At 34.6% G+C, this 18,564-nt stretch carries 13 protein-coding genes; 9 read left to right on the top strand and 4 right to left on the bottom strand.

The genetic code is table 11. The features are described 5' to 3' along the window. Window positions 1-4: 4 nt before the first annotated feature. A complete protein-coding gene (locus AB3G34_RS13095; protein WP_369752676.1) occupies window positions 5-2,281 on the bottom strand; it encodes a cation:proton antiporter in 2,277 nt (758 codons plus the stop codon). Window positions 2,282-2,484: 203 nt separating this feature from the next. Here AB3G34_RS13095 and AB3G34_RS13100 point away from each other — a divergent pair, with 203 nt between their 5' ends. The 3 genes from AB3G34_RS13100 to AB3G34_RS13110 all read left to right on the top strand — a co-directional run bounded on the left by AB3G34_RS13100 (window position 2,485) and on the right by AB3G34_RS13110 (window position 9,009). Further along, window positions 2,485-4,896: an RND family transporter gene (locus AB3G34_RS13100; RefSeq protein ID WP_367772357.1), complete on the top strand. Its 2,412-nt coding sequence runs from the start codon at window positions 2,485-2,487 to the stop codon at window positions 4,894-4,896. Window positions 4,897-5,224: 328 nt separating this feature from the next. Continuing rightward, on the top strand, window positions 5,225-6,055 hold the full coding sequence (locus AB3G34_RS13105; protein WP_369752677.1) for a mechanosensitive ion channel family protein: 831 nt from the start codon (window positions 5,225-5,227) through the stop codon (window positions 6,053-6,055). Between the two features lie 320 nt (window positions 6,056-6,375). After that, window positions 6,376-9,009: a glucosidase gene (locus AB3G34_RS13110; RefSeq protein WP_369752678.1), complete on the top strand. Its 2,634-nt coding sequence runs from the start codon at window positions 6,376-6,378 to the stop codon at window positions 9,007-9,009. 118 nt (window positions 9,010-9,127) lie between these two features. Here the strand turns inward: AB3G34_RS13110 and AB3G34_RS13115 are convergent, their stop codons facing one another. Together AB3G34_RS13115 and AB3G34_RS13120 are read right to left on the bottom strand one after the other, a co-directional pair. Then, entirely contained in the window at window positions 9,128-9,901 is a 774-nt protein-coding gene (locus AB3G34_RS13115; RefSeq protein WP_369752679.1) for a TlpA family protein disulfide reductase, read from the bottom strand. Between the two features lie 81 nt (window positions 9,902-9,982). Continuing rightward, window positions 9,983-10,441: an RNA methyltransferase gene (locus tag AB3G34_RS13120; protein ID WP_369752680.1), complete on the bottom strand. Its 459-nt coding sequence runs from the start codon at window positions 10,439-10,441 to the stop codon at window positions 9,983-9,985. 245 nt (window positions 10,442-10,686) lie between these two features. On the opposite strand from AB3G34_RS13120, the gene asnS reads away from it, so the two are divergent. Together asnS and rpoN are read left to right on the top strand one after the other, a co-directional pair. Further along, window positions 10,687-12,123 (top strand): asparagine--tRNA ligase, encoded by a 1,437-nt coding sequence (gene asnS, locus AB3G34_RS13125; RefSeq protein WP_369752681.1) that lies wholly within the window; start codon window positions 10,687-10,689, stop codon window positions 12,121-12,123. A 61-nt stretch (window positions 12,124-12,184) separates the two neighbouring features. Further along, window positions 12,185-13,651, top strand: a complete 1,467-nt coding sequence (gene rpoN / locus AB3G34_RS13130; protein ID WP_369752682.1) for an RNA polymerase factor sigma-54 — start codon at window positions 12,185-12,187, stop codon at window positions 13,649-13,651. 164 nt (window positions 13,652-13,815) lie between these two features. Here rpoN and AB3G34_RS13135 read toward each other — a convergent pair whose 3' ends face one another. Continuing rightward, window positions 13,816-14,409, bottom strand: a complete 594-nt coding sequence (locus tag AB3G34_RS13135) for a thymidine kinase (protein WP_369752683.1) — start codon at window positions 14,407-14,409, stop codon at window positions 13,816-13,818. A gap of 232 nt (window positions 14,410-14,641) precedes the next feature. Here AB3G34_RS13135 and AB3G34_RS13140 point away from each other — a divergent pair, with 232 nt between their 5' ends. From AB3G34_RS13140 to recJ, 4 genes are read left to right on the top strand one after another with little or no spacing between them, the layout of a single operon-like run. Next, window positions 14,642-15,730, top strand: coding sequence for a hypothetical protein (locus AB3G34_RS13140; protein ID WP_369752684.1), 1,089 nt, complete (start codon window positions 14,642-14,644; stop codon window positions 15,728-15,730). Between the two features lie 6 nt (window positions 15,731-15,736). Beyond that, the gene (gene rsmI, locus AB3G34_RS13145; RefSeq protein WP_369752685.1) at window positions 15,737-16,459 is read left to right on the top strand and encodes a 16S rRNA (cytidine(1402)-2'-O)-methyltransferase; all 723 of its coding nucleotides are present in this window, start codon (window positions 15,737-15,739) and stop codon (window positions 16,457-16,459) included. 10 nt (window positions 16,460-16,469) lie between these two features. Next, on the top strand, window positions 16,470-16,814 hold the full coding sequence (locus AB3G34_RS13150; RefSeq protein WP_369752686.1) for a HopJ type III effector protein: 345 nt from the start codon (window positions 16,470-16,472) through the stop codon (window positions 16,812-16,814). A 47-nt stretch (window positions 16,815-16,861) separates the two neighbouring features. Beyond that, window positions 16,862-18,550: a single-stranded-DNA-specific exonuclease RecJ gene (gene recJ / locus AB3G34_RS13155; RefSeq protein WP_369752687.1), complete on the top strand. Its 1,689-nt coding sequence runs from the start codon at window positions 16,862-16,864 to the stop codon at window positions 18,548-18,550. Window positions 18,551-18,564: the final 14 nt, after the last annotated feature.

Raw genomic sequence — 18,564 nt, forward strand, 5'->3', positions numbered from 1 at the left:
AAAACTACGGTTTAATAATTAATACCGAAGGTACCCCAATCAACCAATCATGATCAGAGTCTAATAATGTTTTCCAACTTTCTAGACTAATTAACATTAAATCCTGTTTGGCTAAAAACGCTAAACTAACCGTTCTTTCAATTAATACCTCAAGGTTATTTGTATGTTTTTGTTCTAAAGAATGCACGGCACTTTGAAGTACAAAATTATTTTGTACATGGCCATTAACATCTAAAATTGTGATTTTTGAATTGTTATTCTTTATTAATTTTTGAGCATAATCAATTAAAAAGGAATCTTCGGATCTGAAAATTGGAATAAAAACTTGATCAATATCCTGAAACTCTTTATCAATCAGAATCCCCAAAGGCATTCTTGTTTTTGAAACAATCTGTCTGGTTCTTTCATCAAAAGGAGAGTTTTCAAACAAGCCTTCTTTACCCGTGAATTTATCTAGCAGGCGATCCGGATTTATAATCCTGGAGGTAAACCCAACTACTTTTCCTAATAAGGTTCCTTCAAAAATAGATTTACCTAAACCTACCAATAATAAATCATAGTCTCCTTGATTGGCTACATCAGCAATTTCAGTTTCTATATCATTAGTCACCTTAAATATGGTATTAATTTCCAAATTTAATTGCTCTGATTCCTCAAAAATAGGTTCAAAACTATTTCTCTCCTTATCTTCCATGTTAAAAGAATGCAACTCATCGCTTAACGATAAATGTAGTGCCGTAATTGAAGAACTGTTTTTTTGTTTTTTGGTTAAACTGTTAGCTAATCGCAAAAGTGATTTTCCTTTTTCATTATTCCCAAAAGAAATCAGAATTCGGTATTTAGTGTGAAGAATCAGCTCCTCTTCTTCAGAAACATTTTTACTCTTAAAAAGAAAATCAATTAGATCTAATGCTGGTCCAGTCATAAAAGTAGTCACTAAAGCCATGATAACCATCATTGTAAATACTTCTGGAGTTAACACTTTTAATTCCAATCCAATATTTAAAACAATCAACTCCATCAACCCTCTTGTATTCATCAGTGCTCCAATAGTCAAACTGTCTTTCCAGTTTTGGCCCACAAATTTTGCAGCTAATGCACTTCCTAAAAATTTCCCGCCAACAGCAACTAGAATAATCGCTCCAGTAACCTTCCATAAATAAGGATCATTGATTAAGCCTACTTCGGTTTTTAGACCTGTGAAAACAAAAAACAGAGGCAGTAAAAGAATCACCGCAACATCCTCTACTTTATCAATAAAAATCATTCGAAATTTAGCAGCATCAGGCATAATAGAACCCATCATAAACGCACCAAAAAGGGCATGAATTCCAATAACCTCAGTTGCATACGACGACAGAATTAAAAAAAGAAAGAAAATAGCCATTACAGGTTTCCCAATATTATCTTTTGAACTGTATAAATCTCCTATCCTTTTCAAGAAAGGTTTTACAATAAAAATCATAACAATCACATAAACCGCTGCAAGAGAAATTACATATAATGAACCTACAAAGTCCCCAGCTTTAACTATGGCAATAACTACTGCAAGTAAACACCAAGCCGTAATATCATCTGCAGCAGCACAAGTTATGACTATGGCTCCAAGTTTTGTTTTATGAATTTCTCTTTCTTGAACAATTCGAGCCAAAACCGGAAATGCAGTAATGCTCATCGCAATTCCCATGAACAGACTGAAAGACAAGAATTCTACTCCTTGAGGAGCAAATTTATTATATACAAAATAAGATAAGCCAATTCCTAAAGCAAATGGAATAACAATACTGGCATGACTAATTACAACCGCTTCACTGGCTTTGTTTTTTAACACTTTAATATCAAGCTCCATACCAATTACAAACATAAAAAGTATCAACCCTATTTGACTTAAAAACTTTAAATTCCCTAATGAAGCTTCTGGAAATAGTGCTGCAGAAAATTCTGGAAAATACATTCCTACTAATGAGGGGCCCAAAACGATACCTGCGATAATTTCCCCAATTACTGTAGGTTGTCCAATTTTTTTAAAAACCCATCCAAAAAGTCGCGCTACAAGAATGATCATTACAATCTGGGCCAAAAGAATTGCTAAAGGATCCTGAAAATTATGTTTCATAGAAACAATGAAGTCATTCCAAGAACTGTGTTTTTCATTTGGAGCAACTAGACTTTGTATTTTTTCTAGCTCTTTTCCTCTTTTAATTATCCAATAAATCAAAGCTGAAAACCCTCCAGTTACACCTAAATAAAATAAGCTGTTTTTGTATTTTTTTAAATCCATTTTACAGTACCATTTTCGTTCTTAAAATCACACAAAGATGTAAAATTCTACCATATGATTTACAAGACGAAAATTAATTTTTTGCAAAGAAAAAAAAGGAAAGAAATAACTTTAAAAATAGGATGTTACATTTAAAAAGATTTAAATAAACTTATTCTTTTACTGCGGTTTTCACTACATTTGCACCCATTTTTAATACATTTATGAAAAAGAAATTAAAAGTAGGTTTTTGGGAATTCATTGCTCGAATCGTACTTAAAAACAGACTCTTTATACTCGGTGTTATTCTTTTAATGACCGTCTTTTTAGCCTTGCAATGGAAAAATATTCGTTTTTCATTTACAGAAGCGAACTTACTTCCCGACAACAACATTATAAATACAGAATATAATGCGTTTTTAGAAAAGTTTGGCGAAGAGGGAAATTTAATTGTTGTCGGTGTAAAAGACGATGCCTTTTTTACTCCAAAAGCCTTTGCGGCTTGGGATAAATTAATGGCAGATTTTAAATCAAATAAAGAAGTAGATTTAGTTGTTTCAGTAAGTGACTTAAAAAAGCTTCAAAAAAACGACTCTATTCAGTCCTTTGAATTAGTTCCGTTTGTAGATCAAAAGAAAATTACAAGCCCAGAATATCTTAAATCAATTCAGAAAGATTTATTTCAAAACATGCCTTTTTATGAAGGGTTGCTTTTTAATAAAAAAAACGGAACTATCCGTTCAGCCATTTATTTAGATAAGAAAATAGTCAACACACCACACAGAAAAGATTATATTTTAAATGATTTTATTCCAAAAATAGAAGCGTTTGAAAAGGAAACCGGCATCGATTTAAGAGTTTCTGGTATGCCATATATCCGAACATTGAATGCCAAAAGTATAACGGACGAAATTAGTTTATTTATTGGAGCATCTCTTCTAGTTACCTCACTAATTTTCTTTTTCTTTTTCCGTTCGTTCAGAGCAACATTAATATCAATTGTTATTGTTATTGTTGGTGTGATGTGGACCTTTGGACTCCTTGGATTATTTCATTATGAAATTACCGTATTAACAGCACTTGTTCCATCATTAGTTATTGTCATTGGTATTCCAAACTGTATTTTCTTGACGAATAAGTACCAACAGGAATACAGCTCTCATGGAAATAAAGCAAGAGCATTACAACGCGTAATTACCAAAGTGGGAACGGCAACCTTGATGACTAACTTAACTACAGCAGCTGGTTTTGCTACGTTTGTTATAACAAATAGTGAGTTACTAAAAGAATTTGGTATCATTTCTTCTTTGAGTATTATTTCCTTGTTTTTCCTATGTCTTATTGTAATCCCTATTTATTATAGCTATCAACCCGTTCCAAAAGCTAAACATTTAGAACATTTGAGTCGAAATTACACTCGTGTTTTTATGAATTGGATCGAAAAAACAGTAAAATACAACAGACGTTACGTTTATGTTGTGGCAATCTTTTTATTTTTAGTAAGCACCATAGGCGCTTTTAAAATAAAAACGTCGGGGAGTTTGATTGAAGACATGCCTAAAAATACTGGATTCTATAAAGACATTCTTTTTTTCGAAAAAGAATTCGAAGGAATAATGCCTCTTGAGATAACCATAGATACGAAACGAAAAAAAGGAGTTATGAAACTGTCCACTTTGAGAAAAATGGATGATTTTCAAAAAACAATTGAGGAAATTCCAGAACTTTCAAAACCTATTTCCATTCTTAATTTGGTTAAATATTCGAAACAAGCCTACTACAATGGGAATCCTGAATATTATGACTTGCCAAGTTCACAAGAACAAAGTTTCATCTTGAGTTATGCTAAAAATGCAACAAAAAACTCAAAAAACAACTTGATGAAAAGCTATGTAGACAGCACGGGTCAAGTAGCTCGAATTACCACATTCATGAGGGACATTGGTACTGGAAACATGGCGAAAATCGAAACTAAACTTTGGGATAAAGCGAATAAAATATTTCCTAAAGACCGCTACAAAGTCGTGATGACGGGAAAAGCATTGGTTTTTGAAAAAGGAACAAAATACCTTTTAGATAACTTAGTGAGCTCCTTACTATTTGCAGTGTTGTTAATTTCTTTATTAATGATTTTTATGTTTCGTTCCTTCAAAATGGTCGTTATTTCATTAATTCCTAATTTACTACCATTAATGATTACAGCTGGGTTGATGGGTTATTTTGGAATACCGTTAAAACCTTCAACGATTCTGGTCTTTAGTATTGCTTTTGGACTTTCAGTAGATGATACCATTCATTTCTTAGCTCAATACCGTCAAGAATTAACTAGAAATAACTGGAAGATAAAAAAATCGGTTTTTGCGACACTAAAAGAAGCTGGAATTAGTATGTTTTATACATCAGTAGTTTTATTTGCTGGATTCTCGGTATTTATGCTATCTGATTTTGGAGGTACAGTCGCTTTAGGTGGCTTGGTTGCAATTACATTGGCATTTGGAATGTTATCTAACTTAATGTTATTGCCTTGTTTGGTATTGACTTTGAACAAATCATTGGCCAACAAACAAGAATTTATCGAACCAAAAATTGACGTTTTAAGTAACATGGAGGAAGAAGATGAAAATTTAGACAAATAAACTCTTCTTTTTATAACCTTGTTTTTAACTATACACTTAAAAAAATCCTGTCTTAAAAGACGGGATTTTTTTTGCTCCACCCCAGTATTTATTACGATTTATTTTAAAATATGTATATTTGAAAATACATGCTTTTTAAATTGAGCTAGTCTCAATCAATAAAGATTGAGTTCGAAATTTTATTTAAAATGAGATTTACCTATACTTTTAATAAACTTAGTAGACTCAACAAAAGAGTATCAATCCTAAAAGTGGAGCCCGGCAACCACTAAAATAAACGGGGCGAAATCGAAAAGCCTAATGAGTAGAAAAATAAAAAAGAATGAAAATGGAACAACAAGTTACGGTTGTAAACAATTACCTTGAAAAAATAACAGATTTTGGTTTTGAATATGCACCCAAGTTAATAGGTGGTATACTAGTCCTTTTAGTCGGGCTATGGGTTACCAAAATAATCACTAAAAGTGTTGGAAAATCATTAGGGAAATCAAAAATCGACCAATCTCTCGTCCCTTTTTTAAGAAGTTTAACAAACATCATATTAAAAGTATTAGTTGCCATTACAGTAATGGGAATGATCGGAATCCAAATGACTTCCTTTGTCGCTATCATTGGTGCGGCTGGTTTGGCAATTGGAATGGCCCTATCAGGAACACTTCAAAATTTTGCAGGAGGAGTAATTATTTTGATTTTAAAACCCTTTAAAATTGGAGATTTTATCGAAGCCCAAGGCTATGTAGGTACTGTAAAAGAAATTAGCATTTTTGCTACGATGCTGAACACACCTGACAAGAAATTAGTAATCATCCCTAATGGGCCCCTTTCAACAGGACCACTTACTAATTTTTCTGCGGAACCGCTACGAAGAGTGGATTGGACTTTTGGAATAGCTTATGGAGATGACATTGAAAATTTCAAGAGAGCAATGAATGATTTTATTACCGAAGACACTAGAATTTTGAAAGATCCTGCTCCTTTTATAGGTCTTGCAGCTCTTGCTGACAGCTCTGTTAATTTCACCGTAAGAGTATGGGTGGATGGCCCTGATTATTGGAATGTGTTTTTTGGGATGAATGAAAAAGTATATACGAAATTTGCCGACTATAAACTTAATATTCCTTTCCCCCAAATGGATGTTCACGTTCACAATAATAATTAATTTGACTATAATTGACTACACAATCCTTAGTCTTTATAAAGCAATCAAAACTTCCGTCTTTCATGATGGAAGTTTTTTTTATAAACTACGCCATAAATTTCAATGTGAGTTAGTCAATTAATATTATATTTTTTTACGAGAAACCAAAAGAATCCTGACAATAACTACAATTAAGCAATAGTACTTAATTGCGCACCTACTTATAAAAAATAAATCTTATTTTTACCAGTATTTTTTTAACGAAAAAAACAGCACTAGAATATTTTAAATAATCCAGCTGTTTGGGTTTAAATCTAAAATTAACTATTACACCACGATATATGACTCATAAAATTTCTGAGGCTGAAAAATTAGCCGTTTCTGATAACTATAGAAACTGGAAAAAATGGGGGCCTTATTTAGCCGAAAGACAATGGGGAACCGTTCGCGAAGATTATAGCGATAACGGAGATGCATGGGAATTTATCAACCACGACAAAGCACGTAGTAATGCGTATCGATGGGGGGAAGAAGGTATTGGCGGTTTTTGCGACTCTCGTGAGATTTTATGCTTGGCTCCCGTTTTTTGGAATGGAAAAGATCCAATTTTAAAAGAACGCCTATTTGGCCTTACTAATAATCAAGGAAATCACGGAGAAGATGTTAAAGAACTTTATTTTCATCAAGTTTCCACTCCTACACACTCTTACAACAAATACCTCTACAAATACCCGCAAAACGAATTTCCGTATGAGGAAATAATAAGAATCAACAGTCATAGGAATAGAGAAGAATCAGAATTTGAACTATTAGATACTGATGCTTTTAAAGACAATGCTTATTTTGATTGTTATATCGAATATGCAAAAGCCGGTATTGATGATATCTTGATGAAAGTTACTGTAGTCAATCGAGGAAAAGATACCGCTGAAATTCATGTACTTCCACATCTATGGTTTCGTAATTTCTGGAAACACAATAACAGGCATCCACGACCTAAGTTGGAATCGGTATCCGATGGTACCATTTTATCAAAAAGTACTAGAAATGACGACTACTACTTATATCATAATAAAGGCGAACAATTATTCTGTGAAAACGAAACCAATAACGAGCGCATTTACAACTCACCTAATGATTATGATTATGTAAAGGATGGTATTAACAACTATGTCATCAATGGCGAGCCAACTGTCAATCCAAAAAAACACGGTACTAAAGCTGCTATTTGGCATCAATTAGAATTAAAAGCTGGCGAAGAAAAAAGCATTAAAATACGCCTAAGCAATGTAGCATTAGAAAATCCTTGGGTCGATTTTGACGCTCAATTTGAGCAAAGAAAAAAGGAATGTGAAACGTTCTATAACGAAATCATAAATAAAGACATCCCTAAAGCCCAGCAAGCAATTGCTAAGAGTGCTTTTTCAGGTTTATTATGGACGAAGCAATTCTATTATTATGATGTTCACAAGTGGCTTTTTGGTGGTGTTGACGAAACATCAACAACCTATAGAAGAAAGGACTCACGCAATTTTAACTGGCAACATCTTACTAATCGTCATGTAATATCCATGCCTGACAAATGGGAATATCCTTGGTATGCAGCTTGGGACCTTGCTTTTCACATGGCAGCATTTGTAGAAATAGATCCTTATTTTGCTAAACAACAATTGTTATTAGTATTGCAAGAAAGCTACATGCATCCCAATGGTCAAATTCCAGCATATGAATGGAATTTTAGTGATGTAAATCCGCCGGTTCACTCCTGGGCGGTTTGGACTGTTTATGACAAAGACAAAAAACGCACTGGCAAAGCTGATACTGAATTTCTGGAAAAAGCATTTCAAAAACTCCTCATCAATTTTACGTGGTGGGTGAACCAAAAAGACACTACTGGTACTGATTTATTTGAAGGAGGGTTTTTAGGTTTGGACAACATTGGTGTTTTTGACCGTAACCACATGCCGGAGGGAATTAAAAAAATGCAACAGGCAGATGCCACGAGTTGGATGGCAATGTTCTCTTTAAACATGTTGCGCATGTCACTGGAATTAGCGAAAACCAACAAAATTTACGAAGAAATATCGGCTAAGTTTTTCAGGCATTTTTTAAACATCGCTTGGGCAATGCACCATATTGGGAAAAAAGATATTTCACTTTGGGATGACCAAGACAATTTTTATTATGATGTTGTCGAAATGTCCGATGGAAGTGCTGAACGTTTAAAAGTACGTTCTTTAGTGGGTGTTATTCCAATGTTTGCTGTCGAAATCATGAATAAAGAATTATTTGAAGGATTAAAAGACTTTCAAAAAAGAGCAAATGAAATAATAAGAACACGACCAGATTTAGCATCCTTAATTTCAAATTTAGAGACTGCCAATAAAGATGGTAATTTTCTATTCTCCATTATGCGCGGTTTTAGATTAGAACATCTTCTAGTGCGCTTACTGGATGAAAAAGAGTTCCTATCTGATTATGGGATTCGTTCGCTATCTAAATACCATGAAGAACATCCTTTTGAATTTGGAAATAAAGGACATCATAAAATTCAATATGAGCCTGGCGAAAGTCGTTCAGGAATGTTTGGAGGAAATTCAAACTGGCGTGGTCCTATATGGATGCCTTTGAATTATATGATCATCCAATCATTGCGTAAATACTATACTTTTTATGGACCTACTTATGTATATGAATTTCCAACAGGCTCAAAAAACAAACTGAACTTAAACGAAATTGCGAATGAATTAACAAAAAGATTAATTAAACTTTTTGAACGAGATGCTAAAGGTAAATTCCAATACCATTCTGATGACTCTGAAAATCATTTTGCTAAGGACGAACATTTCAGAAACGAACATATGTTTTATGAGTTTTTTGATGGAGATAGTGGTAAAGGGCTTGGTGCCTCTCACCAAACAGGATGGACCGCTCTAATTGCCAATTTAATAATGGATATGGAGAATAACAAATAAAATTATCTTTACAGTTAAATTATATTAAACTTCCCGTCTACAAAGGCGGGATTTTTTATATACAATAGTATATAACAGTGAAGCAGGAAAAAAACACTACAATTGTACAATTTTATATTTATTCTCTACTAGCTTTCTCTAAACTAACTTCTAAACCAGCATAATTAGAAACCACTTTTTCCATAAACCCTTCTTTATTAATGATAATATGAGTAGGAAACGCATTGAGTTGCAAGGTTAAATTCATGTACGTTTTCATATTAGGAACAACGGAATAGGACAGCGGTTTTCTAGCTAAAAAAACGGTTAACTGTTCTGGAGTATCCTCAGCCAGACTTATAAAAACAATGTCTTTTCTATCTTTATATTTCTCCACTAATTGATTTACTTGTGGAAATTCTTTAATGCAAGCTGCACAATGAATGTACCAGCATTTTATGACAACAATTTTCCCTTTAAGATTTTCATTTGTAATCAAATTACCATTTAAATCTGAGAATGAAAATGCAGGAAATGGCTCCCCTTCTTTCTTTAGATTTTGAATTTCATTGAAAGCGGTTTCAACAATGGTTGCTTTTATACTTGTATCTGATTTTGGGTCAATCTTAAAAAGCTTGTAGTAAAATAGTGCTGAATCGGATTCTAATCGAATTGGGATGTAACTTCCTTCGCTTAATTCTTTTAAAAATTGATCTTTGGTAATTTCTTTTGAATTGGAATCTAATGGTACAAAATCCCTAGAAAGCATTATATTATGAGATTGATAGGTCCACCAATCCATAAACTGAGTTTGTATTTTGGCTGGACTTACTTCTGGTTTCCCAAAAGGAGTTTGTCCAGAACAGGAGGTGAAGATCACAACTAAAAAAAGGGTATAAAACAATTTTTTCATGACAACTAATTAAAGGTGCAAATAACGTTATAATTTACTGTTTATGAATCTAATAAAGGTACTAAACAATAACAACTTATTTTATGAACGGGGCTTATTAAGACCTCTATCATAAAGAACAATACTTCCCGCAACAGATACGTTTAAGCTTTTTTCGGATTTGAATTTTACTAAATGATGACATTTTTCAATGGCTTTTTTTGAAAGACCATGATCTTCAGCACCTAATAGATACACGCAACGCCTTGGATGTTCGAAGGTTTCTAAATCGGTGGCTTGTTCATCTAGCTCCACTCCTACTAAACGAGCCCCTTTGGGTAAGTTTTTATAGAAGTCTTCAAACGATTCATAATGAAAATAAGGTATCGATTTTACGGCATTATGGGTATCGCAAGCTTGTTTTGCATACCGATTCCCAATGGTGAAAATAAAGCTTGCACCTAAGTTTTGTGCAGATCTCCACATAACGCCTAAATTTTCAGGAGTTTTTCCGTTTTGTATGCCTATCCCGAAATACTCGGTTATAAAATTATCATTCATCTGACAAAAATACAAACTGTTAGGGCGTTTGTCAAATTTTTAATTTATTTAAGTGTCGAATTCCACTATTCCCTAGCCCCGATAATAGCGACATCCTTTTACTTTTTCCTTTAAAAAGTAAAAGATATAGCGAATAGCGGGAAATAGCTCCTAAATGCATCATTCCTCGCAATGACATTTAAAACAAATGATTTATATTTGCAGTTCGAATATGAGACAATTTTAAATTCAACTATACACCTAAAATGAGACATACAAAAGTTAAAGACTTACTAAACAGTACAACGACACTACATGAAGTAAATGCAAAAGGATGGGTAAGAACTTTTAGAAACAATCAATTTATTGCTTTGAATGATGGTTCAACCATCAATAATATACAATGTGTAGTCGATTTTGAGAATACTCCTGACGAAACTTTGAAAAGAATTACGACTGGAGCAGCGATATCTGTTACAGGAACTTTGGTTGAAAGTAAAGGTGCGGGACAACAATTTGAAATTCAAGTTAAAACATTGGAAATCCTAGGAGATTCTGATGCTGAGAAATTCCCAATACAACCTAAGAATAAACCGAGCTTGGATTTCTTGCGTGAAAATGCGCATTTAAGAGTGCGTACCAATATGTTTGGTGCTATTATGCGTGTTCGTTCTGTATTATCATACGCAGTACACAGCTATTTTCAAGAAAAAGGATTTGTATATGTCAATACGCCAATCATCACAGGATCGGATGCTGAAGGTGCTGGTGAAATGTTTAAAGTTACCGCTTTGCCATTTGACGGAACGCCTAGAACCGAAGAAGGAAAAGTGGATTATAAAGAAGATTTTTTTGGGAAAGAAACGAATCTAACGGTTTCTGGACAACTAGAAGGAGAGACTTTTGCTATGGCATTAGGACAGATTTATACTTTTGGACCTACGTTTAGAGCAGAGAATTCAAATACGTCTCGTCACCTTGCGGAGTTCTGGATGATTGAGCCGGAGGTTGCTTTTAATGATTTGAATGACAATATGGATTTGGCTGAAGATTTTATTCAGTATGTAATTAAATATACGCTTGACAAATGTCCTGAGGATTTAAAATTCTTGGAAGGACGATTATTGGACGAAGAAAAATCAAAACCACAGGCGGAAAGAAGCGAAATGGCTTTGCTGGACAAATTGAATTTTGTTTTAGAAAACAATTTCAAACGTGTATCGTACACGGAGGCAATTGATATCTTGAGAGACTGTACTCCAAATAAAAAGAAAAAATTCAATTATATCATTAACGAATGGGGAGCTGATTTACAATCGGAGCACGAGCGTTATTTAGTGGAGAAACACTTTAAATGTCCCGTAATCTTATTTGATTATCCTGCCAATATCAAAGCATTTTACATGCGTTTGAACGAAGACGGAAAAACGGTTCGCGCCATGGATATTCTTTTCCCAGGAATTGGAGAAATTGTAGGAGGATCTCAAAGAGAAGAGCGTTTTGATGTTTTAGTCGAAAAAATGAAAGCCTTAGGAATTGACGAAGAAGAATTGTGGTGGTATCTTGATACTAGACGATTTGGATCAGCAGTTCACTCTGGTTTTGGTCTTGGTTTTGAAAGATTAGTGCTGTTTGTAACAGGAATGACAAACATACGTGACGTAATTCCTTTTCCAAGAACGCCAATGAATGCTGAATTTTAGAAAAAAAGTTTAATCGGTTAATCGATTAAACAAATAAACAGTTAACCGATTAAACAAACAAATGCTAAAGCAATTCTTAAATTTAAAATTATCGCAGAAATTATCTCCTCAACAAATTCAGTTGATGAAGTTAATTCAATTGCCTACGCAAGCCTTTGAACAACGTTTACTGGAAGAGATGAATGAAAATCCAGCTTTAGAAGCAGGTAAAGAGGAAGACGATTATGAAAAGGATGAATTTGAAAACGAAGACTACGATGATTATGATGAGGCGGAATCTGACAGGAATGACGCCGAAGACATCAATATCGACGAATATTTAAATAGCGACGACAGCCCCGATTATAAAACACAGGCAAATAACTACAGTGATGACGATGACGATCGTGAATCACCATTAGCAGCACCTATTAGTTTTCACCAAGATTTAATTAATCAATTGAATACGTTTATTCTCGATGATGAAGAACGTGATATTGCTGAATTTCTGGTAGGAAGTATTGATGACATGGGTTATATCCGTAGAAGCATTCCTGATATTGTGGATGATATGGCGTTTACCCAAGCCTTATATACGGATGAAGCTACGGTAGAACGGATGCTGCATGTAATTCATGAACTAGAACCCTCTGGTGTAGGTGCGCGCGACTTACAAGAATGCTTGTTGTTGCAGTTGAAACACAAAACCCCTACGGAATACGTGGAACTAGCAACAGATATTATCGAAAATCAATTTGATGCTTTTACCAAAAAACATTACGATAAATTAATTCAGAAATACAATGTTTCCAATGAGCAGCTCAAAAAAGCAGTTCATGAAATTGAAAGACTGAACCCAAAACCGGGAGGCTCTTTTACAGGAAATAATAAAATTACAGAGAACGTAGTTCCTGATTTTGCCATTAGAATTGTTGATGGCGAACTGGAATTAACTTTAAACGGTCGAAATGCTCCTACCCTGCACGTTTCCAAAGATTATCAGGAAATGATGCAAACCTATAAAGTTTCTACCGATAAATCAGGGCCACAAAAAGATGCGGTTCAGTTTATCAAACAAAAACTGGATTCGGCTAAGTGGTTTATTGATGCGATTCGTCAACGTCAAGAAACCTTATTTGTAACTATGAATGCCATTATGCACTATCAAGAAGAATATTTCCTAGAGGGTGATGAAACCAAGTTAAAACCAATGATCTTGAAAGACATTGCGGATATGGTAGGACTTGACATCTCAACGGTTTCCCGTGTAGCCAACAGTAAATATGTAGAAACACCTTACGGAACAAAACTGATTAAAGAATTCTTCTCAGAAGCCATGAAAAACGATCAAGGGGAAGATGTTTCCACGCTTGAAATCAAAAAAATATTACAAAATATTATTGAAGAAGAAGACAAGAAGAAACCTTTACCAGATGATCAATTAGCCGAATTGCTGAAAGAAAAAGGATACCCAATTGCAAGAAGAACTATCGCTAAATACAGAGAGCAGCTGGATATTCCTGTGGCTAGAATGAGGAAAAAAATATAAGATTGTTGAAATCAGATTGCTGATTAACGATTTTTGATTAAAAAAGACAAAACCCTTTCTGATGGCTCAGAAAGGGTTTTGTCTTTTACAGAATCCTATTTCGTTTTGTCTCCCTCTCCTTTGGCTTGCTTCATTCTTCGCAATGACTGGCTGGGGACAGGATTTTATTTATTCTCCTGATCTTTTTTCATGGCTTGATAATAAGCTGCACGACTCAAGGGTTCGTATTCTTCGGTTTCGCCAAGCATTACTAATTTATCACTGTCGGTTTTTCTAAAACTATAATTAGCCAGATTACCTGTTCGAGTGCATACAGCATGCACTTTAGTCACATATTCAGCTGTCGCCATTAATGCAGGCATAGGTCCAAAAGGATTACCCTTAAAATCCATATCTAACCCGGCAACAATAACACGAATACCTTGGTTTGCTAAATCATTGCAAACCCTTACTATTTCGTCATCAAAAAACTGCGCTTCATCAATTCCCACCACATCACACCCTTGCGCCAAAATGGCGATATTTGCAGCAGCTGGAACTGGTGTAGAACGAATTTCATTAGCGTCATGCGACACTACCATATCTTCATGGTAGCGAGTGTCAATTTCTGGTTTAAAGATTTCTACTTTTTGTTTGGCAAATTGTGCTCTCTTGAGACGACGAATTAGTTCTTCGGTTTTACCCGAAAACATTGAACCACATATGACTTCGATCCAACCAAACTGTTCTTTATGATTTACTGTATTTTCGAGAAACATTTTGTATTTTTCTAACTTAAAAAATGAATAGTTTTTATTACTTTGTACCGTAATAAACCAACATAAGATTTTATACTTTTACGTTGTCTCAAAAGTAGAAAAATTTTATCAATTCGAGGATTTGTAAACAGTTATTTAAAATTAAATCTTCTGCCCCTACAGCCCTTGAATTTCTTTTGGTAAAAAATAAAATGAGAAACACATACGCCATATATACTATAATTTAAACGTTATGAAAAAAAAATTGGAAGCCGATTTAATCAGCATTGCACATAGAATATTACAACTTAAGAACAAGTCTGATATCAATCAACTGTATTTGGAATCTCAAAAACTATACGAAAAGCTATCCGTTTTACGATTTATTGACGAACATTATGGTGATGTAAAACCAACAATTGGCCATGCTGAGATCGAAAAAGAAGTGCAAGCCTTTTATGACAAAAGTGCCGAATTGCCAGCTGAGACTATCATTGAAATAACTGAAAGTAAACTTCCCCAAGAAGGAACAACTTCTGAAACTATAAAAGAAGAGAAATCAGAACAAGAAATTGCATCTCCTACAATAGTAGCACATTTGGACGAAGTGCTAGTAGAAGAAAATACAATCGAAGATTCTAAAACTGAGGAAAGCTCTCCAGAAGTAGAAGAAGAGGTTTCAGAAGACAATACATTAGGTGATTTTGAAGCTGATATAAAAGAGCAACCGGTAACTGAGGAAATGCCAACAGACGATGTCGTCATTAGCGAAAATGAAGCTAAAGAAGAGATTCTTGTTGCTTCTGAAGAAAAAGAAGAAGAACCACAACATAAATTCAAAGCTGCTTTTGAATTAACTGACGATTCAGAAACAGAAGAAATCGAAATTGAAACACCTAAAAAACCGGAGGCCGTACAAATTTCTTTCGAAGATTTATTAGGTGGAAATTACAACGACACTCTTTTTGTCAAAGTAGATGATGTACCTGCATTACCTCCAGAAATTGTTTTTGAAGCCAAAGAAACTATAGTTGAAAAAGCTCCAGAACCGATAATAGAAGAAAAAAAGGAAAAAGCCGAACCGAAAATTGTATCCCTAAATGACAAATTATCCAAAGGCATTGATATTGATTTAAATGACCGAATTGCATTTGTAAAACACCTTTTTGGTAATAACAGTGAAGATTACAACCGCGTATTGAATCAATTAATCACATTTGACAATTTTCATGAAACACGAAACTTCATTGAAGAAATGGTAAAACCTGATTACAACAACTGGAAAGGGAAAGAAGATTATGAAGAGCGTTTTATGGATATCATCGAGAAAAAATTTCTTTAATAAACTATGTCAAAATTATATATTGTTCCCACGCCCATAGGTAATCTTGAAGACATGACTTTTAGAGCCATTCGGATTTTAAAAGAAGTCGATTTGATTCTGGCCGAAGATACCCGTACTAGTGGCAAACTCTTAAAGCATTTTGAGATTGGCACCCATATGTACAGTCATCACATGCACAATGAGCACAAAACCGTAGAGAATTTGATCTCCCGATTGAAAGCTGGGGAAAACATTGCCTTAATTTCGGATGCTGGTACTCCAGCCATATCTGATCCAGGTTTTTTATTAACTCGCGCTTGTGTTGAGAATGGAGTTGAAGTAGAATGTTTACCAGGCGCAACGGCTTTTGTTCCTGCCCTTGTCAACAGTGGTCTGCCCAATGATAAATTTGTTTTCGAAGGATTCTTACCTGACAAAAAAGGGAAACAAACGCGTTATTTGGCTTTAGCCGAAGAAACGCGTACGATGATTTTATATGTTTCTCCACATAAATTACTAAAAACATTAACGGAATTTATTACTTATTTTGGTGAAGATAGACCTATTTGTGTTTGTAGAGAATTATCCAAAATGCATGAAGAAAATGTTCGTGGAACTGTTCGTGAAGTGTTAACCCATTTTGAAAAAATAGCGCCAAGAGGTGAAATTGTTGTTGTCGTTGGCGGAAAACCATTCGTTAAAGAAGTTAAAAAAAATAAATTCTCAAAAGAAGAAGATCAAGAATAAAAACCATATTATGACGATAGCATCTTATATCTCTAAATTAAAAAATACTCCACAAGAAATAACATTTCCAGAAACTATTGCTGTAATTGAAGCCAATTATACCTTTACTCCCACTACTTTTCAAAATGGAAATCAACATAATGCAGCGGGAGAAAACTCAGGTTCTTGTAAATTGTTTGCTTTCGCCAAATTACAAAACTTAACTCCTGAAGAAACCTTATCGTGTTTTGGAGCCTATTATTTTGAAGATGTTTTGAAAAATCCTGAAGGAACGGATCATCAAAACATTCGCAACTTTATGATTAACGGCTGGGACGGAATTCAGTTCGAAGGGGAAGCATTGGAATTGAAATAAATCAAACGAACATTTCGCTTTTCACAAGAAACTTTAAATAAAAGACGATGCGTTGGACTATAAAACAAAAACCTACTGAGGATAAGATTAGGCATTTAGCCACAACCTTGGGTGTAGAAGATTTTGTGGCCACTTTACTGGTGCAACGCGGTATTGAAACTTTTGAAGATGCCAAAGCTTTTTTTCGCCCTTCGCTAGACCATTTGCATGATCCCTTCTTAATGAAAGACATGGATAAAGCTGTGGAAAGAATCGAACGTGCCATTGCAAATCAAGAAAATATTCTTGTTTTTGGTGATTATGATGTCGATGGAACCACCGCAGTTTCCCTAGTTTCTTCTTACCTTAAATCCTATTACCCTAATATTGCCACTTATATTCCAGATCGTTATTTGGAAGGATATGGCGTTTCCTTTAAAGGAATTGACTATGCCGATGACAATGGGATTTCATTAATTATCGCTTTGGATTGTGGTATTAAGTCCATTGATCATGTCGCTTACGCAAAAGAAAGAAATATTGATTTCATCATTTGTGATCACCACAGACCGGGAGACTCTTTACCCGAAGCAGTCGCTGTCCTTGACCCAAAAAGATCTGATTGTTCGTATCCATACGATGAATTGTGTGGATGTGGTGTGGGTTTCAAATTAATACAAGCTTTAGGAAGCAATAGAGGGCAAACCATTGATGATTTTATTCCGTATTTAGATTTAGTAGCAACTGCAATCGCCGCCGATATTGTACCTATGACCGGTGAAAATCGAGTGTTAGCTTATTTTGGTTTACAAGTTATTAATGAAAATCCAAGGCCTGGAATTAAGGCTTTAATTCACCAAATAAAGAAACAAACCCTTGACATCACCGATGTCGTGTTTATCATAGCGCCTCGAATCAATGCAGCTGGCAGAATTAAACACGGAAATCATGCTGTGGAATTATTAACCGAATTCAATTTTGAACAAGCACAACAATTTGCTTCCGAAATTGAACAATACAATTCCGACCGTAAGGATTTAGACAAACAAATTACCAAAGAAGCGCTTTCGCAAATAGAAGAAAATCAGGAAAAAGAGCGATTTACCTCTGTAGTCTTTCAAGAAGATTGGCACAAAGGTGTAATTGGGATTGTCGCTTCAAGACTGATAGAAACCTATTATCGTCCCACCTTAGTATTTACAAAAAGTGGTGATAAATATGCAGCTTCGGCCCGTTCTGTAAAAGGGTTTGATGTGTACAATGCGCTCGAAGCTTGCTCGGAACATTTGGAACAATTTGGTGGACATATGTATGCCGCAGGAATGACATTAGCCGCAGAAAACTATGCTGTTTTTAAACAAGCATTTGAGCAGCAAGTACAAGAAACGATTCATCCGGATATGCGAACACCCGAAATCGAGATCGATGCCGAAATTAATTTTACTGACATTAGCCCAAAACTAACTCGGATTTTGAAACAATTTGAGCCTTTTGGACCACAAAATATGACTCCCATTTTCCTCACTAAAAACATAAAAGATACGGGTTACGGAAAACCAATGGGACAAGAAGACGAACATATAAAATTGTTTATCAAACAAAACAATTCCGAAGGAATTCCAGCCATTGGTTTTGGACTAGGAAATAAAATGGATTTAACAACACATCAAAAACCATTTCAAGCCGTTTACTGCATTGATGAAAACGAATGGAATGGTAAAGTAAGTTTACAGTTGCGATTAAGAGATATTAAATAATTGAGATTACCCAA

The organism is Flavobacterium sp. WC2409, from assembly GCF_041200085.1.
Lineage (GTDB): Bacteria > Bacteroidota > Bacteroidia > Flavobacteriales > Flavobacteriaceae > Flavobacterium.